The sequence below is a fragment of the Streptomyces sp. SYP-A7185 genome (assembly GCF_046103685.1).
Classification (GTDB): domain Bacteria; phylum Actinomycetota; class Actinomycetes; order Streptomycetales; family Streptomycetaceae; genus Streptomyces.
The window spans coordinates 9,406,997-9,425,649 of sequence record NZ_CP122310.1; the positions used below are offsets into that span (position 1 = coordinate 9,406,997).

The following is an 18,653-nucleotide window of genomic DNA, read 5'->3' on the forward strand; positions in this document are numbered from 1 at the left end:
GGTGCAGCTCTGCCGTCTGCCCCGGGCTTCGTGCTTTCCGGCCCCGGTGCGGCTGTCGGCAGGGCTCCCCGCTTTGTTCGGATCAGGAGTCCCTCCGTGTCTTCCTCCGCGCTCGACGACGAGCCGCAACACACAACCCTGTCCCCGCACCACCAAGAACCCCACCACCAAGAACCCCGCCACCCGGAACTCCACCACCCCAAGATGGCCCTGGCGGCCCGAATCGCCCTCGTGGTGCTGCTGGTCGCCGAGCTGATGGACATCCTCGATCAGTCGGTCGTCCTGACCGCTCTGCCCGCGATCCAGGAATCGACCGGTGCCGGACCGGCCGCAGTGCAGTGGCTCACCACCGGCTACTCGCTGCCCGTCGCCGTCGGGCTGATCACCGGCGGGCGCCTGGGCGACCTCTACGGTCGGCGCAGGGTCCTCCTGATCGGCACCACTGTGTTCACCGCGGCCTCGCTGCTGTGCGGGCTCGCCACCGGCCCGGGAGTGCTGATCGGCGCCCGCATGCTCCAAGGCGTGGGAGTCGCGCTGATGATTCCGCAGGTCCTGGCCAGCCTCCATGTCACCTTCGAAGGGCGGAACCGCAGCAAGGCTTTCGGCCTGTACGGGGCCGTCCTGTCACTCGCCAACGTCTTCGGCCCGGTGATGGGAGGCCTGCTCACCGAGGCCGACCTCTTCGGGCTGTCATGGCGGCCGATCTTCCTGGTCAACGTACCCGTCGGCCTCGCCGTGCTCTTCCTGGGACGCCGGTTCATCCCTGAATCGACCGTCCAGAAGGCCGACCGGCTCGATCTGACCGGCATGCTGCTGTCCGCTCTGGCCGTCGTCCTGATCCTCTTCCCGCTCACCGAAGGGCACACTCACCACTGGCCGCTGTGGTGTTTCGGCCTGCTCGCCATCGGCTTCCTCGTGCTCGGCGTCTTCCTGCGTCACCAGCAGCGCAAGCAGGGCAACGCACCCCTCGTGCCCCTGCTCCTCTTCCGGGTCGGGCAGTTCTCCGGCGGCATGGCCGCGCAGCTGCTGCACGGTCTGCTCTGCGGGCTGTTCTTCATGACCTGGACCTTGTACCTCCAGCGCGGCCTGGGGATGAGCCCCTCCCGGGCGGCCATGGCCTTCGTACTGCTGTCCCTGGGCGAACTGGCCGGTGCGGCGATCGCGGCCAAGAGCGCCGGACGCTTCGCCCGCCGGCTGCCCCAGACCGGATCCCTCATCGCGACTGCGGCGATGGCCGCCTATGGGCTTCAGGCCCACTCATGTGGGGCGGATCTGACCTTGCTGGCGATGGCCGCTCCGGTGGTATTGATCGGCTTTGGTCTGGGCATGGTGAGCGGCCCGCTCGCCGACATGTCGCTCGCCCCCGTCCGGCACGAGGACGCCGGGGCGGCCTCCGGCCTGTTCAATACCGCCATGCACCTGGGCATCGCCCTCGGCACCGCGCTGACCGCACTGGTCTTCTTCGCCGTCACCGGCGGCTCATCCGACGCCGGGCTCAACCGCGATGCGTTCCTCACCGTGCTGTGGTGGGTCGGTGGCCTCCTCGTGCTGATGTGGGCTTTGATGTTCTGCCTGCCCAAGCACGCCAACAGCCAGGCCGACTGAGCCATCCCTCCCAGGTTCTGGCCGCGTCGCCGGCCGGGACCTGGGCCGCCGCGGTGGCCATCGGGGTGCGACTACCCTTCGCGGCCGTACCGGGACTTCCCATCAGGAGCTACGTCTATGGTCAGGCGGGAGGAGGCATCAGCGATGGTCGGCGGACTCTGGGCGGAGCACTTGCACGCGCGGTTTCCCGCCGCGTTGCGCGGGGCTGAACTCGAAGGCGTCGACATGGTGATGCTCGATGCGGCCATCGCTGGATGCGTGTCGACCTGGCTGACCCGGGGCAGCCCGCTGGACGCGGATCGCCGACGGATCCTGCACGGCTGTATCGGCGATCTCGACCGGGTCGTGCCGCTCCTGACCCGGCCAGAGGAGATCGAGTACTGCCGGCGACTCCGCCGCCTGGCCGTCCTCACCTCCGAATCAGGCCCGTCGCCCACCACTTGACGCGTTGCTCCCAGCATGAGGGGGACAGCAAAACCCGTACGGGTCTTGAGAGCGGGCGGCGACGAGCCGGCTACGGCGGACGCGGGAGCCGAGCCGAGCGATCTCGCCCACAGGCCCGCTCGAGCCGTCTTGACCAGCGGCTCACGGCCCGGCTCAGGGTGACGACGGGGCGCCGTGTCGCAGGCCGTCGTAGAGGAGGGCGGTGATCTGCCGGGCCTCTGCCACCCAGCCCTCCGTGGCGCTCATTCCGCAGATGCCGCCCAGGGCACGCAACAGCGTGGGGCCTGTGACGTCATCGCGGAGGGTGCCGGCCGCGCTGCCTGCTGCGATCAGCAGGGAGAGGGCGTCGGCCATGCGGGTGCGTGCGTGGTCGAAGACCGGTGAATCCGTCGCCATGATGCCTTCCAGCACGCCGGACATCCCTTTGCCTACCGCCGCGTGGTCCACGAGTAGCAGCAGGAAGCGTCGCAGTGCCTCCTCCGGTGCGTGCTGGTCCAGCAGGACGGCGGGCGCGGCGCACAGCTCGTCGACCTCTGCGCGGTAGACCTCCTCGACCAGCGCTTCGCGGGTTTCGAAGTGGCGATAGAGCGTGCCGACGGCGACGCCGGCGCTGCGGGCGATGTCCTCGACGTGCGCGTCGGTGTCGCCGCCGAGGAACGCCTGGCGGGCCGCGGACAGGAGTGCCTCGCGATTGCGGCGCGCGTCGGCGCGCAGCGGGCGTGATGCGGGCAAGAGAACCTCCATAAGGTGAGTCTGGCTCCGTTTACGTGTACCGTTTCCGGAGTCAGGTTCATCTTACGGAGGGGAAACCCCCATGCCCATCACCGACAGCAGCCTCGACGGCCTCCGCGTACTGGTCACCGGCGGCAGCCGGGGCCTGGGTGCGGCGACCGTGCGCCGCTTCGTCACCGCGGGCGCGACCGTGCTGACGGCCTCCCGCAGCCGGCCCGTGGAGGACAGCGGTGCCACGTTCCTCGCGGCGGACCTCTCCACGCAGCAGGGGGTGGCCGAACTCGGCCGCCGGGTCATCGAGCAGGTGGGTGGCGTGGACGTGCTCGTGAACAACGCGGGCGCGGCGAGCGCTCCGGCGCCGACCCTGAGCCGGTCGGACGAATCCTGGCAGGCGGACCTGGAGATGAACCTCCTCAGTGCCGTGCGCTTGGACCGGGCCCTGGTGCCGCGCATGGTTGAGCAGGGGGCCGGCGTGGTCGTGCACGTCTCCTCGATCGCCAGCCAACTGCCGCAGCGCACCGAGGCGTCCTACGCCGCCGCCAAGGCCGCGCTCAACACCTATAGCCGCGAACTGGCCACTGAGGTCGGCAAGCACGGCGTGCGCGTGGTCTGCGTCCTTCCCGGCTTCGTCGTCACCGACGGTGCCACGGCCCACCTGAAGCACATGGCCGAGCAGCAAGGGGTCGCCGCCGAACAGGTCACGCAGCAGATAGTGGACGACCTGAAGGTCCCCATGGGGCGCCCCGGCGATCCCGAGGACGTCGCCGAGATGATCGCCTTCCTCGCCTCCGGCCGTGCGAAATGGCTCACCGGAGCACAGTTCCGGGTCGACGGCGGCATCATCCCGACCGTCTGACCAACCACCCGACAACGCGAACGGACGCCCTCATGCCCATCACCCTGACCTCCGTGATCATCGACGCCGCCGACATCGAGAAGGAAAGCGTCTTCTGGCGCCGGCTGCTCGGCGGTTCCCTCACCTCCACGCCGAGTCATCACTTCGTCCAGACTCCCGGCCTTCCGGTGATCGTCGTCCAGCACGCACCCGGACACACCGCCCCGAACTGGCCGGACGGCACCTCCCAGCAGATGCACCTCGACTTCGGCGTCGACGACCTCGCAACCGCCGACTGCACGGCAATCGACGCCGGCGCCACGCGACTGCGGCCCACCGAGGAGATCTCCTCGGAAACCCGCACCGGTAGCCGGGTCTACGCCAGCCCGGCCGGACACCCCTTCTGCCTGCGCTCGACCTGAGCCGGTCGCCGTCCGCCGCACCGCACCGCTCCGCGGGGGCAGGGCGGACGGGCCGGCGCCCACCAGACTCCGGGCATCCACCACCCCTGCGGGCTCGCAGGCCCGTTCGACCCTCGCGCGCGTTCAGACTGTGAACTCTTTCGGATGCAGTGAAGGCGTGAAGAAGGCGTGAAGTTCACCGGGCGGGCCTGTACCGGGGCGCGGGGGCCTCGTTGCCATGGCATGAAAGAAGCATCGGTTCCCAAGCCGCACGCCGAACTGGCGGCCGCCTACTGGCTCGACTCTCCCGTCCTTGAGCAACACGGCTTGTGCACCTGCCCCCTTGAGGGCGACCTCCCTGTGGCCCGCCCAGCAGTAACGTTTCGCTACCTGATGATCGGAGCGGCCTGCGGCGTGATCGTGGTGGCGCTCGCCATGGCTTTGGCGGCGTGAGGCAGGCTGTGGGTTTTGAAGTGCTCCAGGCGGCCGGGTCCCCGCCGCTCCGGCCGGGGCGCATGCCTGTCCTGGACATGCTCGGCACAGTGCTCATCTCGCCGCTCACGCTGATCGCATGGATGCTGATACCGCTGGCGGGCGCGGAACAGGCCGTCACGCGGGCCCTTGCCACCAAGCGAGGGAGGGAGCGGCGCCGGGAGAAGGCCGCCGACGCCAAGCGGCGCAAGACCCTCATCGTCGAGCAGGGCCTCGACCGTGTTTTCGACGGCAACTGGCAAGGAAACGCCGGGCAGTTCCTGCTGCGCAGGTACGCCCACTCCACGTGCGACGCGCGGCTGGTCCTTCTCACCCAGGACGGCATCGTCCTGGCCGCTCCGCCCGTGCGTGCCGTCAGGGACCGGGAAAAGCACCTGCGGGTCGTCGCCCGGCTGGCCCCGGACGAGGCGAGCCTGGTCGATCCGTTCCCCTACGAGTACGAGACGCGGATGCTGCTCCTGCACTTCCGCGACGGGACCTGGCTGCGGATCGAGGCCGCAGACACCCACAGCGACCTGCACAAGCACCTGCTGCGCCACCCCCTCCCCGCCGACTGACGCCCCTGCACCGCCACTTCAGCCCACCGAGCCGTCCAGTAGCCAGTGATAGCGCAGCCGGAGTGCCCGCTCCGTGCTGGCGGCCACGGTGACGAGGCCGACCGCGATGTTGCCCCATGCCGGCAGATCGACCGGCGACGTGAACGTGCCGACGTACTGCGCCAGGCCCTCCGGTGCCTGGGTGACCTGTTCGGCGAGCTGAAGGACCAGGAGAACCAGGCCGACGAGCAGCACGATCGACGAGAGGACACCCGCACCGCGGCTCAGTGCCGGGTGCGCGCGGTCCAGACGCGCGCGGCGTCCCTCGGCGGAGGCGGGGGCCGGAACGAGTTGATGTTCGGTGCCGTCAGCGGTGACGTAGTGGCAGCGCTTGAGCCCGAAGCCGCTCCTTTTGACCTCTACGGTGCCGCCCTGCACGGGGAAGACGGCGGGGACTTTGGACTCGGCGTGGTGCCGGCCGTCGAGGTACAGGTGGGCCGTGACGTAGCCCTGCGATTGGTTTTGGTGCTTGACGTCGACGGTGTAGACCGTCTGCCGGCCGTCGTCGTGCACCAGCCGGAGGTGGAACACCGCGCGGGTGAGCATCTGCCACCAGCGGAAGCGCTGCAACGGTCGGCCGTTGCCGGGCTTGACCCGCTCCACGGCCCGGCGGTGGCGCCACTCCTTGAGCATGCCTCTACTCCTCTTGCTCGTCGGTTACTTGGCGGGCTCCGCCGCGCAGGACAGGTCGCGCGCAGGGCGCTGCCCCGTGGTCAGGAACGCGGTCACCGTGTCGTTCGCGCAGGTGTTGGGGCCGAAGGGGTAGACGCCGTGTCCGCCCTGGTCGGCGCTGACCATCGCGGCCCGCTTCCCGAACGCACGCCGCAACTCCTGAGCGCCGACCAGCGGTGTGCCCGGATCGCGCTCGTTCTGTGCCATGAGCACGTTCGACGGGCCGCGGTCACCGATGCGCACCGGCGGCTCGGCCCGCTTGTCCGGCCAGAACGCGCACGGTCCGACACTGGCCGTGGATCCGCCCAGCATCGGGTACTTCAGCCGGTCGACCGCGACGTTGCGCTGATACTCCCGGACGGTCCTGGGCCAGCGCGTATCGCCGCAGATCACCGAGAAGCGAGCGGCCATGGAGTTTTCCATGTCCGGAAGCGGCGGAGTGCTCGGCGGCGGCTGATCGGTGTCCAGCGCGTGCCAGATCTTGGCCACCAGGGGCATGTCCGCGTCGCTGTAGAGACGGTCGAAGGTGACCCCGCGAAACGCCGTCGCGTCGAAGCCCTGGACCGGTTTCGCCTCCAGCCGCTCGGCGAGATCGAAGAACTTGGCGGTCACCTGCGCCGGTGTGGTCCCCAGGTCGTACTCGGGGTGCGCGGCCGCGAACGCCGCGAAGTCGGGGAAGCGGTCCTGCAGTCCACGCGCGAACAGCCGCATGGCCGTGACGTCGTATCCGCCGGGCCCCAGGTTGCTGTCGAGCACGATCCGGTCGCTGCGCCGCGCGAAGAGAGTGGTGTACACCGCACCGAGGTAGCTGCCGTAGGAGGCACCGAGGTACGAGAGTTTCTCTTCGCCCAGGGCCGCCCGGATCCGGTCCATGTCGCGGGCGGTGTTGGCGGTGGTGGTGTGCGGCAGCATCCAGGCCGTGCGTGAGGTGGCGCACTGCTGGGCGACGGTCCGCGCGTTGCCCGCCTCCCGCGCCACGTCGGCCGCGGTGTGCGCGTAGGGCGGGATGTTGCCGCGGGCCTGCTGTTCCGGCGACAGGTCGCAGGTCACCGGCGTGCTGCGGGCGACGCCCCGCGGGTCGAAGCCGATCAGGTCGTAGGAGTCAAGCACCTCCTGGGGCAGCCCGGAGGCGGCGAGAACGGCCGGATAGCCCAGGCCCGTGACCCCCGGGCCGCCCGGATTGGTCAGCAGCACGCCACGGCGTTCGGCGGGTTTCTTGCTCGCCAGCCGCGAGATCGCGATCTCGATCTGCCGTCCGTCGGGGCGCCGGTAGTCCAGCGGGACCTTGAGCGTCGAGCACTCCAGTGGGGGAAACGCGGGCTTCTGCGCCGTGGGCTCGCCCCGGGGCTTCTCCGAAGCGGCCTCGCCCCGGCACGGGGCCCACCGCAGGGACTCCGGCGTCGCCGCCGCCGACATGTCAGGAATCGCGGTCACTGCCACCGCGGTGACCGCGAGCGTGAGGGACAAGGTTCGGTGCATCTGAACTCCTCCTGAGGCCTGAGGGGTGCACGGGGGCCGACGGCGGCGCCGGAAGGGGCCTGCCGGCAGGGGTTCTGGGGCGGCTCACTGCCGGGCGGACAGGGCGTGATCACCGTCCCGGCCGCTTCGACGAGTCTGCTCGGGCGGGGCCCTCGGCACATCCGCCACGCGGCTCGCACCGCTTTCGTCTTCGGTCGCGGGGGTGATGCGACTTTGGTCGAAGGGCGCCTCCGTCCCCGGTCTGACTCAGCGGCCCCACGCATTGGCGACAATGGCCAGGTGAATACAGACGTCGCGCCACGACACGGGGCGTGGCAGCAGACCTGGCGGCTGGCGGCAGCCGCGGCGGTGGGCATTCCGACCTGGCTCTCCGTCGGTGTGCTGCTGCGCTGGCAGGAGGTCGAAAGAGGCTCCTGGTTCTTCGTCGGTGATCCGCTGGTGGCGCTCGGATGCCTGACGGCGCTGCTGTGGCGACGGCGGTTCCCGCGCACCGTGGCCACGGCGGTCGTGATCGCCTCGCCCATGTCCGCGCTCGCGTCCGGGGCCGGAATGCTGGCGCTGGCCTCGCTGTCCACCCGTCGCCGTCCGGTGGAGATCGGGGCGGTCGGGCTGGCCTACGTCATCGCCTCGCTGTACGCCGTGGAGCTCTACCCGGTGCGGGAGCCGTCCGTATCGGCGTGGTTCCAGCTCGCGTTCCCGATCCTCACCGCGGGCATCGCGGTGGCCACGGGGATGGCCGTCGGCGCGCGCCGGGCCGAAGTGCGGTCCTTGCGCGACCGGGCGGAGTCCGCGGAACGGGAACAGACCGCACGCGCGGCGCAGGCACGGGCCCTGGAACGCAACCGGATCGCCCGCGAGATGCACGACGTGCTCGCCCACCGGATCTCCCTGGTCGCCATGCAGGCCGGAGTCCTTGACCACCGCGGCGACCTCCCGGCCGAGGAAAGCCGGATCCTGGTCCGTGGCATCGCCGACGGTTCCCATCAGGCCCTGGAGGAACTACGCGATGTGCTTGGCGTGCTCCGCGCCGACCCGGGACGCCCGGAAGTGTCCCAGCCTTCCTTGGACCGCATCCCCGACCTGGTGGCCGACGCCCGCTCGTCCGGGCTGGACGTCACGTACACCACCACCGTGTCGGAAAGGCCGTCCGACCCCGTCGGACGAACCTGCTACCGCATCGTCCAGGAGGGGCTGACCAACGCCGCCAAACACGCCCCGGGCGCCCACGTACACATCACCCTGGCGGCAGGCGCGGGCGGCACACTGGACGTTCGTGTCCACAACTCCGCGCCGACCGCCCGGAGCACACCACCACCGGCCTCGGGGTTCGGCCTGCTCGGTCTCACCGAACGCGTCGACCTCGCCGGCGGAGAACTCGACCACCGCCCCACGCCCGACCACGGATATCTCCTGGCCGCGCGACTGCCCTGGCTGCACCCGACGCACGAAAAGAGAACCTGAGTGGACAGCGAGCGCAAGCCGGTGCGGGTCGTGATCGTCGACGACGAACAGTTGGTGCGCATGGCCTTGCGGCTCGTCATCGACGGCGAACCGGATCTGACCGTCGTCGCGGAGGCGGCCGACGGGAACGCCGCGATCACCGTGGTGGACGAGGAGCGGCCCGACGTCGTCCTGATGGACGTCCGCATGCCCGGCCGGGACGGACTCAGCGCGACCCGGGAACTCCTCACGCGGCCGGAGCCGCCGCGGGTGCTCATGCTGACCACCTTCGACTCCGACGATCTGGTGCTCGGCGCCCTGCGCGCCGGAGCGCTCGGGTTCGTCCTCAAGGACACCCAGCCACCGCAGATCCTCGACGCGGTGCGGACCGTCGCGGACGGCAAATCCGTGCTGTCGCCGGCGGCCACGGCACGGGTGATCGCCGCGGCCACCGGTCCGCAGTCCGCCCACGCCCGCAGTTCGTCGCGCGAAGCCGCCCGGAGACAGCTGTCCGCACTGACCGAGCGGGAACTGGAAACCGCGCGGGCCATCGCGGCCGGACTGGGCAACCCCGAGATCGCCCGGCTGTTGCGCATCAGCGTCGCCACCGTCAAGGCACACACCAGCAACCTCTTCGCCAAGCTGCGGGTCGACAACCGGGTGCAGATCGCACTTGTGGTCCGTGACGCGGAAGACTGACCGCGCACGCCGCGCGAAACCGCCGCCCATGGAACAGGCGAACGGCGGACCCGGAAGGTCCGCCGTTCTTGGCCGCGTGCTGCCGTCAGTGCTGCTCGCGGTCCCTAACCCGCGACGGGCTGCGGGGTCTGCGGTTCCACGAAGCTGTAGGGCGGCAGGGGGCCGTTGACCTGACAGACGAGGTGGGGATGGGCCTGCCGGAGCTCGTCGACGGCGTCGATGAGCCGCTGGTACGAGGAGCGGCCCACCAGGAAGGAGAGGTTGGCGATCCAGCCGGTGCTGTCGGGCCCTTCGCTGATCGCATCCGCGTGCGGCTCCAGCGAGGTGCGCACCACCACCGCGTCGCGGGCCTCGCGGTGCTGGACGGCCATGGCGACCATCTCGCCCAGCCGCAGCTTGTCCTCGTGGCTGCCCCCGCCGGCGGCGCGGTTGCTCTCCCACATGGCGCGCGCGTCGGGGTTCTCCTCCATGACCGTGCGCAGCACCGCGTCTTCGTCGTGCTGGACCTTGACGTTGTACTCGACCCGGTCGTGCAGGGCCGCCAGGCGCTCGTGGTAGTGGTCCTTGCGCTCCTCGAGGGCGAAGGCGACCGCGTCGTCGTCCGAGGCGACGCTGCTGAAACGCATCGGCAGCACCGTGCCCCCGCTCCCGGCCTCGGACAGGACGTTCTGATGGGCCAGCAGGTCCCGGCGCTTGGGCCGGAGGTTTTCGGGGGCGTCGCTGACCAGAGCGGCGAGCCCGCCGCCGGTGACCGTGCGGACGGCCAGTGCGGGACTTCCGATGCCGTCCATCCCCACGGGCAGCCCGGGGTGGGCCGCGTCCGCGATGCCGTAGACGTAGGTGCTCACTCCTGCTCCTCCTTGCGGCTGGTCGTGCGGCGCTGGCGCGGCCGGGACTGGCTCTTGCTCTCGTCACGGGCCTGGCTGAAGGCGTCGGATATGGTCTCCGCCGCCCCGGACAGGGCGCCCTTGCTCTTGCCCTTGGCGCCCGACTCCATGGTGTCGCCGATGATGTCCGTCAGGCCCGACGGCTTCTTGCTGCCGGTCTCCAGGTCCAGACGGTTGCAGGCCTCGGCGAAGCGCAGGTACGTGTCCACGCTGGCGACGACGATACGTACGTCGATCTTCAGGATTTCGATGCCGACCAGGGAGACGCGTACGAACGCGTCGATCACCAGTCCGCGGTCAAGGATCAGCTCCAGAACGTCGTAGAGGCCACTGGTACCTCCGCTTCCGCCGCTCTGTGTCGTGGCTACCGTCATGGGCAGTTCTCCGTTTCTTGTGTACTCGATGACTCGGGCGACTCCGGCGCACGCTCCTGCGGTGCGGCCCCTGAAGGGGAGATGCCAACGGCATCAGCTGCCGGGCGCCTCACGTGGAGCTGCGGTCCTCGGACCGGCCGCGCTCGCGGCGCCCGAAGCGCCGACGATCGGTGCGCGGCCCCTGGCCGTCGAGAGTGACCTCGTGGCTCGCGAGCAGACTCATGGCGTCGGGGACTCGGAGGAGCTCCAAGACCTCGACCTGCCGGAGCTCCGGCGCCTTGTGGTGGTTGTTTTCGTACGGGTACCGGACTCTGTGCCCAATGACTGAGAAGAGCTGGTCATAAATTCCTCTCGCCCCAAGTACCCATGAATCCCTGGGCAAACCTTTTGAATCACTCGGCACCCACGAGAGGCACCGAGCCTGCCGGGAGGAGAGTGGGGGAGCGGACGCTCTTGATGTCGTGATGGAGGTGTGCAGGCCCATAACCAGGACATGCGGTACGCATGGTGAACGAGAAGAGCGAGCAAGCCTCAGGTACGGCTGACGGGGAAGTCGAAGGGGAAGCGGAAAAGGATGCGGCTTCCTATGGTCCGTCAGGAGCCGTCGAGCGGCGGGCGCCCGACTCGCCCATGGATCTTCCCAAACAGGCCTGGGGAGCGGTGCTCAAGCGCAGCTTCCGCGAGTTCCAGGAAGACGAACTGGTCGATCGCGCGGCAGCGTTGACCTACTACGGTGTGCTGTCGATCTTTCCCGCGCTGTTGGTCCTGGTGGCGCTTCTGGGCGTGGTGGGGGAAAACGCCACGCAGAAGGTTCTGGACAATCTGGAGACCCTTGCGCCGGGGCCCGCGCGCGACATTCTCACCAAGACCGTCGCCCAGCTGCAGGGCAATGCCGGAACCGGTTCGATCATGGCTGTCATCGGTATCGTGCTGGCGGTCTGGTCGGCGTCGGGATACGTCGGTGCCTTCGTGAGGACCGCGAACCAGATCTACGACGTGCCGGAGGGCCGTCCGCTGTGGAAGGTCCTGCCACTGCGCCTAGGGCTCACCCTTGCGCTGATGGGCCTGGCGATGATGAGCACACTCATCGTGGTGTTCACCGGCGGGATCGCCAAGCGGGCCGGAAGCATCATCGGCGTCGGCGACAGCGCGCTCACGGTCTGGTCCGCGGTGAAGTGGCCGGTCCTTGCGCTGCTGGTGGTGCTGATGATGGCCCTGCTGTTCTGGGCGACGCCCAACGTCAAGGGGCGAGGATGGCGGTGGGTGACGCCGGGCGGCTTCCTCGCGCTGATCATCTGGCTGGTGGGTTCCGCGGGCTTCACCTTCTACGTCTCCGGTTTCGCCTCGTACAACAAGACCTACGGAGCGATGGCCGGAGTCATCATCTTCCTCGTCTGGTTGTGGCTCAGTAATCTCGCGCTGCTGCTGGGCCTGGAGTTCGACGCGGAGATGACCCGTCAGCGCGCCATGGTCGCCGGGCACCCCGAAGACGCCGAGCCTTTCGTCGAGCCGAGGGACGTGCAGGCCTGGGACGAACGCGATGAGGCCCAGGCGACCTAGCGGTCCCGGCAGGTGTCGTGATGGCCGCCCCCGGTCTCTGGGGGCGGCCATAAGGCAGTAGAGGCACCAGGGCAGCCGCACGTCGATCGGCTCGGTGCTGGAATTGCCGTATGAATTTCGCCGCACACAGGTGGGGGCCGACCGGAACATCCCGGTCGGCCCCCACCTGTGATTACTGCGTACGACTCATATAAGGCCCTGCGATCGGACAGGAAATCAGAAACGGCCGCGGGTCGCCCGCGTGATCGGCCCCTGGCTGCGCAGGACACTTGCCCTGCCCAGTCCATAGGCTCCTGCCAATGCGGCGAGCACTCCACCGCCCGCGCCCGCGGCTATCGCCTTGCGATGCTTGACGAAGCCCCAGGCCGTTGTCGCGGCCTGAAGGGACTTCCCGGGAACGGTCGACAGGAATTCGCCCCCGGCCTTGGCCCGCGAGGCGAGAGCCACCACGTGGCCTGTTCCCTCTTCGCGGGCCTTGGCGGCCGCGGACTGGGCCTTTTCGGACACTCGTGACGTCTTCGACGCAGCGGCTCGGCCCCCGGAGCGGGCGGCGGTCTTGAGCTTGTTGCTCTGCGTGGCCTGGTCATTGTTAGCGGTTTCAGCCATGCACCCCGTTTGGCCAGGGCTGAGCCGCTCAAACGGATCCGCCGGAATTTCCGGTCACGCGCGCGGCGCGCGAGGGCATCAAGGGGGTGCGAAGCCCTTCCGCCGGGGCCGGAGTCCGTCCGGACGCCGACGCGCACAAGGTGAACTGGATCACACGATGTCACAGGAGTCGTGCGGGCGGTGTCTGGAGTCCGGGCCGCTCGGGCCGCTCGGGCCGCTCGGGCCGCTGGCAATGAGGGAGACATCATCATGGTGGGGATGACCGAAGTGGTCGTGCTCGGCGGCGGGCACGCAGGTGTCTCGGCGGCCCATCGCCTGACGTCCTCGGGCCTCCCGTTGCGGATGAGCTGCCGGTCGTTGGCAGCGCGGTGCATCCCCCTGCGCGCCGAGGCGCCGGTCGGCGAACGGATTTCCTGGGTGGGGGCCGGCCACGGGGGAGATCATCAAGTCATGAGTGATGACCGTGCCGTTGAGGGGGCGACCGAGGCGTTTGTCGCCTGCCGCAATCTGCTGTTCACCGTCGCGTACGAGATGCTCGGCTCGGCCGCGGACGCCGAGGACGTTCTGCAGGAGACCTGGCTGCGCTGGGTCGAGGTCGACTTGGCGCAGGTGCGCGACCAGCGCGCGTACCTGGTCCGCATCACGACCCGGCAGGCGCTCAACCGGCTGCGCACGATGGCGCGGCGCAAGGAGTCCTACGTGGGCCCGTGGCTGCCGGAGCCGCTGCTGACCTCGCCGGACGTGGCCCAGGACGTCGAGCTCGCCGAGAGCGTGTCGATGGCGGTGATGCTGGTCCTGGAGACGTTGTCGCCGACCGAGCGGGCCGTGTTCGTGCTGCGCGAGGTCTTCGACGTCGGCTACGAGGAGATCGCCCGGGCCGTCGACAAGAGCCAGGCGAGTGTCCGCCAGATCGCGCACCGGGCCCGCCGGCACGTGGATGCCCGGCGCCCGCGGACGGTGGTGTCGCCGAGCCAGCGGCAGGCGGCCCTGGAGTCGTTCTTGCGGGCGCTGGAGGGCGAAGACCTGCAAGGCCTGCTCGACGTGCTCGCGCCGGAGGTCGTGTACCTGAGTGACGGCGGCGGGGTGAAGCACGCCGCGCCACGGCCGATCGTCGGCGCGAGCAAGGTGGCCCGGCTGATGGTCGGCGGCCTGGCCAAGAGCCCGATCCCGATCACCTTCGGCCCCATCGTGGTCAACGGCGCCCCGGGCCTGGTGATCTACCTGAACGGCGAGCTGGACAGCATCGTCGCGGCCCACATCGATGAGGACGACCGCATCACCGGCCTCTACGTCGTCCGCAACCCGGAGAAGCTCTCCCACATCGGATCCGAGATCCCGCTCACCCGGCGGTGAACGGCAGGGCCGGTTCGGGTGACGGGGCGTGACCGGACTCCTGCGCACAGCACCATCAACTCGTTGCTGCTCTCAAGAAAGATCACTGGCATGGAGATCCTTCGGCATGTGTTCCTCGTCTTCCACTTGTTCGGGTTCGCCGCTCTCCTGGGCGGCGTCTTCTTCCAATTGCGCGGCGAGGACCCGGTGGCCGGGGGCTACATGCTCAGCAGCGCGGTCGTCCAGCTGGTCACCGGTGCGGGACTCATCTGGACCCGAACAGCCCTGGATCTGCCGGTGGTTGACGCGAAGATGGGGGTGAAGCTGGCTCTGGACGTCCTGGTGGCCGGGGCCGCGCTGGCCGGTCTGCGCAACAAGCGGCCATGGGCCTTCTACGCCGTGGGGTCGTTCACCGCGGCCGCAGCCGTCGTGGCCGTCGCATGGACATAGCCCGCGCACGCGCCGAATGAACCCGCATGAACCACAGACCGCGCACGCGCCGAATGAACCCGCATGAACCACAGACCGCGGGGTACACCAGCGCAGCGGGCGGGGGAGCGTGTGCCACCTGGGGAGGTTGTTCCATGCTTCCCCGTCCGCTTTCCCGCTTCCTGCCGCCCCCAACCTGCGTCGTGCCGATCTCCCGGCGCCGGTGGCCGCCTGCGACGCCCTGCATCTGAAAATCAGATGGGCTGCAACTAAAACATCTGTTGGACAGCACTCAGGGGGCGTTCCAGGATCTCTCATGCGGTAGCACGGTCGGCGCGGCACCGGATCGATGCGCCACCGGGATGGACCACCGCATGAGTGGAGGCTGAAGTGCCCAGTGAAGAGACCGAAGTAGTCGTCGTCGGGGCGGGCCAGGCAGGTGTGGCCATGAGCGAGCACCTGGGCGCCCAGGGTGTCCCGCACGTCGTGCTGGAGCGGCACCGGATAGCCGAGCGCTGGCGCTCGGAGCGGTGGGACTCCCTGGTCGCCAATGGGCCCGCCTGGCACGACCGGTTCCCGGGGCTCGAGTTCTCGGGGCTCGACGCCGACGCCTTCGTCCCGAAGGAGCAGGTCGCGGAGTACTTCACCGCGTACGCCGAGAAGATCGGCGCCCCGGTCCGGTGCGGCGTCGAGGTGACGTCGGTGCGCAAGCAGGCCAATCGGCCCGGCTTTCGGGTCGAGACGTCGGAAGGCTCCATCGACGCGCGCTTCGTCGTCGCGGCGACCGGGCCTTTCCAGCGGCCCGTGATCCCGCCCATCGTTCCCGATGGCGCCGTTCCCGTGCAGCTGCACTCCAGCGGCTACCGCAACCCGGGGCAGCTGCCCCCCGGCGCGGTCCTGGTGGTCGGGGCCGGTTCCTCCGGTGTTCAGATCGCCGACGAGCTGCGTCGCGCCGGCCGCCAGGTCTTTCTGTCCGTCGGTCCGCACGACCGGCCGCCGCGCGAGTACCGCGAGCGGGACTTCTGCTGGTGGCTGGGTGTGCTCGGGCGCTGGGACGCGCAGACGCCTCCCCAGGGCGCCGAACACGTCACCATCGCGGTCAGTGGTGCGCGCGGCGGCCACACCGTGGACTTTCGTGCGCTGGCCGCCGACGGCATCGAGCTCGTCGGCATGACCGGGTCCTACGACGACGGTGTACTGCGCTTCGCTCCGGATCTGGCCGGCAACATCGCGCAGGGCGACGCCAAGTACCTCGAACTCCTCCAGGCGGCGGACGAGTACGTCGAACGCAACGGACTCGACCTCCCCGAAGAGCCGCAGGCCCACGTCCTTGGCCCGGACCCGCGATGCGTGACCGACCCCCGGCTCGAACTCGACCTGGCCGCGGCCGGCGTCACCTCGATCGTCTGGGCGACGGGCTTCGCCGCCGACTACGGCTGGCTGGAGGCCGACACGTTCGACGACAAGGGCCGACCCCAGCACCGGCGAGGCGTGTCGCACGAGCCCGGCGTGTACTTCGTGGGCCTGCCCTGGCTCTCCCGCCGCGGCTCGAGCTTCATCTGGGGCGTCTGGCACGACGCCCGGTACATCGCCGACCACATCACCACCCGGCGGGGCTACCTCGCCTACGACCGCGCGGATGGCATCGGCACCGCCCGGACGACGCAGGGAAACTGAGGAGCAAGCGATGACGTCCCCACACCAGGGCCGCAAGGCCAACCCCCCGATCGTCGCCGGCGGGCACACCCGGATCCGCCCGTTCAACACCCGCGACACCTATCCCGAGCAGAACCTCTCCAACGACCTGTGCCAGGCCGTCGTGGCCAACGGCACCGTCTACGTCCGCGGCCAGATCGGCCAAGACCTCGACACCAGCGAGTCGGTCGGTGTCGGCGACGCCGAGGCCCAGGCCGAGCAGGCGATGGCCAACATCAAGATGCTGCTCGAAGAAGCGGGCAGCCGCCTGGAGCACCTGGTCAAGCTGACGATCTACCTGATCGACCCGCGCTACCGCGAGGCGGTGTACCGCACGGTGGGCCGCTGGACCACGGGCGTGCACCCCATCTCCACCGGCCTCGTGGTGTCCGCCCTGGCCCGCCCGGAGTGGCTGTGCGAGATCGACGCGATCGCGGTGATACCCAAGGAGGAGCAGGCATGACGTTCTCCCTGGTGGTGCGCGACGGCGAGCGGTTCGGCATCGCGGTCAGCTCGTCCAGCCCGGCGGTCGCGGCCCGTGTGGTCCATCTGCGGCCCGGCATCGGCGCCGCGGCCTCACAAAACGTCACCGACCCCACGCTCGGCACGAGCTTGCTCGCCGCACTCGCACAGCACGGTGACGCGCGGCGCGCACTGACGGAGGTCACCGGTGCGGCACGCAACGCGTCGACCATCGACCACCGGCAGCTGACGGTGCTGGGCCGCTCCGGCCCCGGCTTCGCCTACAGCGGCTCGGGGACGCTGGGCACGCATGCGTCGGCCACCGCGGACGGCGCGGTCGCGGCGGGCAACATGCTCGCCGGCGAGCACATCCCCCAGGTGCTGCTGGAGGCGTATGCGGCGGCCACCGGCGAGCTGGAGGAGCGTCTGATCGCCGCGATGCGCGCGGCGGTGCGGGCGGGCGGCGAGGCGGGCCCGGTGCACTCCGCGGGCCTGGCCGTGGTCGCGGACGTGGACTGGCGGGTGACCGACCTGCGCGTGGACTGGGCCGATGAACCCATCGAGCGGCTCGCGGATCTGCTCGACGTCTGGCTGCCGCAGCGCGACGACTACGTACGGCGCGGACTGGACCCCGCGGGCGCGCCCTCGTACGGCGTCCCGGGTGACCGGTGATGGGCACCACGCCGCACGAGGCCGCCCGCCGTGCGATCGACCGGCACGCCGACGAGCTGATCGGCCTCTCCGAGCGCCTGCACGCCGATCCGGAGACCGCCTGGGAAGAACACCGCGCCGCGGCCGCCGTGCCCGAACTCCTGGACCGCGCCGGCTTCGACGTCACCGCGTCCCATCTGGGCCTGGACACGGCGTTCTTGGCGACGTTCGGCAGCGGCCCCACCCGGATCGCGCTGTGCGCCGAATACGACGCGCTGCCCGGCCTGGGCCACGCCTGCGGGCACAACCTCATCGCGGCCACGTCCGTCGGCGCCGCGCTCGGCCTGGCCGCCGTCGCCGACGAGGCGGGCCTGACCGTCGAGGTCTACGGCACACCCGCCGAAGAGGGCGGCGGCGGCAAGATCGAGATGCTGGACCGTGGGGCGTTCGCCGGCGTGGACCTGGCCATGATGGTTCACCCGGCGCCGGTCGACGTCGCCGAGGCCCGCCCCTTCGCGGTCAGCCACTCCAAGATCTCCTACACGGGCAAGTCCGCGCACGCGGCCGCCTACCCGGAAGCCGGGATCAACGCGGCCGACGCCTTCACCGTGGCCCAGGTCGCCATCGGCCTGCTCCGCCAGCACTTGCCGGCCTCGGCCCGGGTGCACGGGGTGGTGACCCATGCCGGCAGCGCCCCGAACGCGATCCCCGATCGGGCCGACGGCCGTTGGTACGTACGGGCCGAAACCCTGGCCGAACTGGCCGCACTCGAACCCCGCGTCATGAGGGCCTTCGAGGCCGGAGCCCTGGCGACCGGAGCCACGCTGGCGATCGAGCCCGAAAGCAGGCCGTACGCGGAGTTCCGCACCGACGAGACGGCCCTGGGCCACTACCGCCACCACGCTCTCGCGCTGGGCCGCGAGTTCGCGCCGCCCGGACAGGCCGCCCGGATGAACCGCGCCTCCACCGACATGGGCAACGTCTCCCAGGTGGTTCCGGCCATCCACCCCTACATCGGGATCGGTTCGCTGCCCGCCACCAATCACCAGCACGAGTTCGCCGCGTTCTGCGTGGGCGATGCGGCACAGCGCGCCCTGCTGGACGGGGCCATCGCCTTGGCCTGGACCGGCATCGACCGGGCCGCGCCGGGCGGGGGAGGACCGGCATGACGGCGCGAGGGTCGCTCCGGGCGCGACGGGGCGCGTGCCATCGGCCCGGCCACCGGCCAGGGCGGCACCGGCGCGCCGGGGCGGGCCGCCCAG

Annotated in this window: 22 protein-coding genes; 15 read left to right on the forward strand and 7 right to left on the reverse strand. The window is 70.2% G+C overall.

The features are described 5' to 3' along the window. Nucleotides 1–96 precede the first annotated feature (96 nt). Together QBL25_RS41550 and QBL25_RS41555 are read left to right on the forward strand one after the other, a co-directional pair. A complete protein-coding gene (locus QBL25_RS41550) occupies nt 97–1,605 on the forward strand; it encodes an MFS transporter (protein ID WP_409062159.1) in 1,509 nt (502 codons plus the stop codon). Nucleotides 1,606–1,749: 144 nt separating this feature from the next. Beyond that, on the forward strand, nt 1,750–2,049 hold the full coding sequence (locus tag QBL25_RS41555) for a hypothetical protein (protein ID WP_409062160.1): 300 nt from the start codon (nt 1,750–1,752) through the stop codon (nt 2,047–2,049). A gap of 153 nt (nt 2,050–2,202) precedes the next feature. Here QBL25_RS41555 and QBL25_RS41560 read toward each other — a convergent pair whose 3' ends face one another. Further along, entirely contained in the window at nt 2,203–2,781 is a 579-nt protein-coding gene (locus QBL25_RS41560) for a TetR/AcrR family transcriptional regulator (protein WP_409062161.1), read from the reverse strand. 82 nt (nt 2,782–2,863) lie between these two features. Between QBL25_RS41560 and QBL25_RS41565 the strand changes: the two genes are divergently transcribed. The 4 genes from QBL25_RS41565 to QBL25_RS41580 all read left to right on the forward strand — a co-directional run bounded on the left by QBL25_RS41565 (nt 2,864) and on the right by QBL25_RS41580 (nt 5,066). After that, on the forward strand, nt 2,864–3,637 hold the full coding sequence (locus QBL25_RS41565) for an oxidoreductase (protein ID WP_409062162.1): 774 nt from the start codon (nt 2,864–2,866) through the stop codon (nt 3,635–3,637). Between the two features lie 32 nt (nt 3,638–3,669). After that, a complete protein-coding gene (locus QBL25_RS41570; protein WP_409062163.1) occupies nt 3,670–4,038 on the forward strand; it encodes a VOC family protein in 369 nt (122 codons plus the stop codon). A gap of 222 nt (nt 4,039–4,260) precedes the next feature. Continuing rightward, on the forward strand, nt 4,261–4,470 hold the full coding sequence (locus QBL25_RS41575) for a hypothetical protein (RefSeq protein WP_409062164.1): 210 nt from the start codon (nt 4,261–4,263) through the stop codon (nt 4,468–4,470). A gap of 62 nt (nt 4,471–4,532) precedes the next feature. Beyond that, a complete protein-coding gene (locus QBL25_RS41580; protein WP_409062165.1) occupies nt 4,533–5,066 on the forward strand; it encodes a hypothetical protein in 534 nt (177 codons plus the stop codon). Nucleotides 5,067–5,084: 18 nt separating this feature from the next. Here QBL25_RS41580 and QBL25_RS41585 read toward each other — a convergent pair whose 3' ends face one another. Together QBL25_RS41585 and QBL25_RS41590 are read right to left on the reverse strand one after the other, a co-directional pair. After that, entirely contained in the window at nt 5,085–5,738 is a 654-nt protein-coding gene (locus tag QBL25_RS41585) for a hypothetical protein (RefSeq protein ID WP_409062166.1), read from the reverse strand. 24 nt (nt 5,739–5,762) lie between these two features. Then, nucleotides 5,763–7,256, reverse strand: coding sequence for an alpha/beta hydrolase (locus tag QBL25_RS41590; protein WP_409062167.1), 1,494 nt, complete (start codon nt 7,254–7,256; stop codon nt 5,763–5,765). Nucleotides 7,257–7,535: 279 nt separating this feature from the next. Here QBL25_RS41590 and QBL25_RS41595 point away from each other — a divergent pair, with 279 nt between their 5' ends. Further along, nucleotides 7,536–8,717, forward strand: coding sequence for a sensor histidine kinase (locus QBL25_RS41595; protein WP_409062168.1), 1,182 nt, complete (start codon nt 7,536–7,538; stop codon nt 8,715–8,717). Further along, nucleotides 8,718–9,395, forward strand: coding sequence for a response regulator (locus tag QBL25_RS41600; RefSeq protein WP_409062169.1), 678 nt, complete (start codon nt 8,718–8,720; stop codon nt 9,393–9,395). It abuts the gene before it with no gap. A gap of 104 nt (nt 9,396–9,499) precedes the next feature. Here the strand turns inward: QBL25_RS41600 and QBL25_RS41605 are convergent, their stop codons facing one another. The 3 genes from QBL25_RS41605 to gvpO form a co-directional block, all read right to left on the reverse strand. Then, nucleotides 9,500–10,243: a GvpL/GvpF family gas vesicle protein gene (locus tag QBL25_RS41605; protein WP_409062170.1), complete on the reverse strand. Its 744-nt coding sequence runs from the start codon at nt 10,241–10,243 to the stop codon at nt 9,500–9,502. Beyond that, entirely contained in the window at nt 10,240–10,656 is a 417-nt protein-coding gene (locus QBL25_RS41610; RefSeq protein WP_409062171.1) for a gas vesicle structural protein GvpA, read from the reverse strand. The genes QBL25_RS41605 and QBL25_RS41610 overlap by 4 nt, the downstream gene beginning before the upstream one ends. A gap of 109 nt (nt 10,657–10,765) precedes the next feature. Beyond that, nucleotides 10,766–10,906 (reverse strand): gas vesicle protein GvpO, encoded by a 141-nt coding sequence (gene gvpO, locus QBL25_RS41615; protein ID WP_409062172.1) that lies wholly within the window; start codon nt 10,904–10,906, stop codon nt 10,766–10,768. Nucleotides 10,907–11,160: 254 nt separating this feature from the next. Here gvpO and QBL25_RS41620 point away from each other — a divergent pair, with 254 nt between their 5' ends. After that, complete coding sequence (locus QBL25_RS41620; RefSeq protein ID WP_409062173.1) at nt 11,161–12,216, forward strand: YihY/virulence factor BrkB family protein; 1,056 nt, start codon at nt 11,161–11,163, stop codon at nt 12,214–12,216. Nucleotides 12,217–12,432: 216 nt separating this feature from the next. Here the strand turns inward: QBL25_RS41620 and QBL25_RS41625 are convergent, their stop codons facing one another. Further along, a complete protein-coding gene (locus QBL25_RS41625; protein WP_409062174.1) occupies nt 12,433–12,822 on the reverse strand; it encodes a hypothetical protein in 390 nt (129 codons plus the stop codon). 450 nt (nt 12,823–13,272) lie between these two features. Here QBL25_RS41625 and QBL25_RS41630 point away from each other — a divergent pair, with 450 nt between their 5' ends. The 6 genes from QBL25_RS41630 (at nt 13,273) to QBL25_RS41655 (ending at nt 18,560) form a co-directional block, all read left to right on the forward strand. Beyond that, a complete protein-coding gene (locus QBL25_RS41630; protein ID WP_409062175.1) occupies nt 13,273–14,175 on the forward strand; it encodes an RNA polymerase sigma-70 factor in 903 nt (300 codons plus the stop codon). 90 nt (nt 14,176–14,265) lie between these two features. Then, nucleotides 14,266–14,604 carry a hypothetical protein gene (locus tag QBL25_RS41635; protein ID WP_409062176.1) on the forward strand — a complete coding sequence of 113 codons (339 nt, stop codon included), beginning with the start codon at nt 14,266–14,268 and terminating at the stop codon, nt 14,602–14,604. A 369-nt stretch (nt 14,605–14,973) separates the two neighbouring features. Next, nucleotides 14,974–16,260, forward strand: a complete 1,287-nt coding sequence (locus QBL25_RS41640) for a flavin-containing monooxygenase (RefSeq protein ID WP_409062177.1) — start codon at nt 14,974–14,976, stop codon at nt 16,258–16,260. Between the two features lie 10 nt (nt 16,261–16,270). Further along, nucleotides 16,271–16,741, forward strand: a complete 471-nt coding sequence (locus tag QBL25_RS41645; protein ID WP_409062178.1) for a RidA family protein — start codon at nt 16,271–16,273, stop codon at nt 16,739–16,741. After that, complete coding sequence (locus QBL25_RS41650) at nt 16,738–17,412, forward strand: DUF1028 domain-containing protein (RefSeq protein ID WP_409062179.1); 675 nt, start codon at nt 16,738–16,740, stop codon at nt 17,410–17,412. The genes QBL25_RS41645 and QBL25_RS41650 overlap by 4 nt, the downstream gene beginning before the upstream one ends. After that, nucleotides 17,412–18,560, forward strand: coding sequence for a M20 family metallopeptidase (locus QBL25_RS41655; protein WP_409062180.1), 1,149 nt, complete (start codon nt 17,412–17,414; stop codon nt 18,558–18,560). The genes QBL25_RS41650 and QBL25_RS41655 overlap by 1 nt, the downstream gene beginning before the upstream one ends. Nucleotides 18,561–18,653: the final 93 nt, after the last annotated feature.

Bases quoted from the DNA above. Each gene is read 5' to 3' on its own strand.
- QBL25_RS41555 (WP_409062160.1), top strand. From the start codon at position 1,750: ATGGTCGGCGGACTCTGGGCGGAGCACTTGCACGCGCGGTTTCCCGCC.
- QBL25_RS41565 (WP_409062162.1), top strand. From the start codon at position 2,864: ATGCCCATCACCGACAGCAGCCTCGACGGCCTCCGCGTACTGGTCACC.
- QBL25_RS41570 (WP_409062163.1), top strand. From the start codon at position 3,670: ATGCCCATCACCCTGACCTCCGTGATCATCGACGCCGCCGACATCGAG.
- QBL25_RS41575 (WP_409062164.1), top strand. From the start codon at position 4,261: ATGAAAGAAGCATCGGTTCCCAAGCCGCACGCCGAACTGGCGGCCGCC.
- QBL25_RS41580 (WP_409062165.1), top strand. From the start codon at position 4,533: ATGCCTGTCCTGGACATGCTCGGCACAGTGCTCATCTCGCCGCTCACG.
- QBL25_RS41585 (WP_409062166.1), bottom strand. From the start codon at position 5,738: ATGCTCAAGGAGTGGCGCCACCGCCGGGCCGTGGAGCGGGTCAAGCCC.
- QBL25_RS41590 (WP_409062167.1), bottom strand. From the start codon at position 7,256: ATGCACCGAACCTTGTCCCTCACGCTCGCGGTCACCGCGGTGGCAGTG.
- QBL25_RS41610 (WP_409062171.1), bottom strand. From the start codon at position 10,656: ATGACGGTAGCCACGACACAGAGCGGCGGAAGCGGAGGTACCAGTGGC.
- QBL25_RS41620 (WP_409062173.1), top strand. From the start codon at position 11,161: ATGGTGAACGAGAAGAGCGAGCAAGCCTCAGGTACGGCTGACGGGGAA.
- QBL25_RS41625 (WP_409062174.1), bottom strand. From the start codon at position 12,822: ATGGCTGAAACCGCTAACAATGACCAGGCCACGCAGAGCAACAAGCTC.
- QBL25_RS41630 (WP_409062175.1), top strand. From the start codon at position 13,273: ATGAGTGATGACCGTGCCGTTGAGGGGGCGACCGAGGCGTTTGTCGCC.
- QBL25_RS41635 (WP_409062176.1), top strand. From the start codon at position 14,266: ATGGAGATCCTTCGGCATGTGTTCCTCGTCTTCCACTTGTTCGGGTTC.
- QBL25_RS41645 (WP_409062178.1), top strand. From the start codon at position 16,271: ATGACGTCCCCACACCAGGGCCGCAAGGCCAACCCCCCGATCGTCGCC.
- QBL25_RS41650 (WP_409062179.1), top strand. From the start codon at position 16,738: ATGACGTTCTCCCTGGTGGTGCGCGACGGCGAGCGGTTCGGCATCGCG.
- QBL25_RS41655 (WP_409062180.1), top strand. From the start codon at position 17,412: ATGGGCACCACGCCGCACGAGGCCGCCCGCCGTGCGATCGACCGGCAC.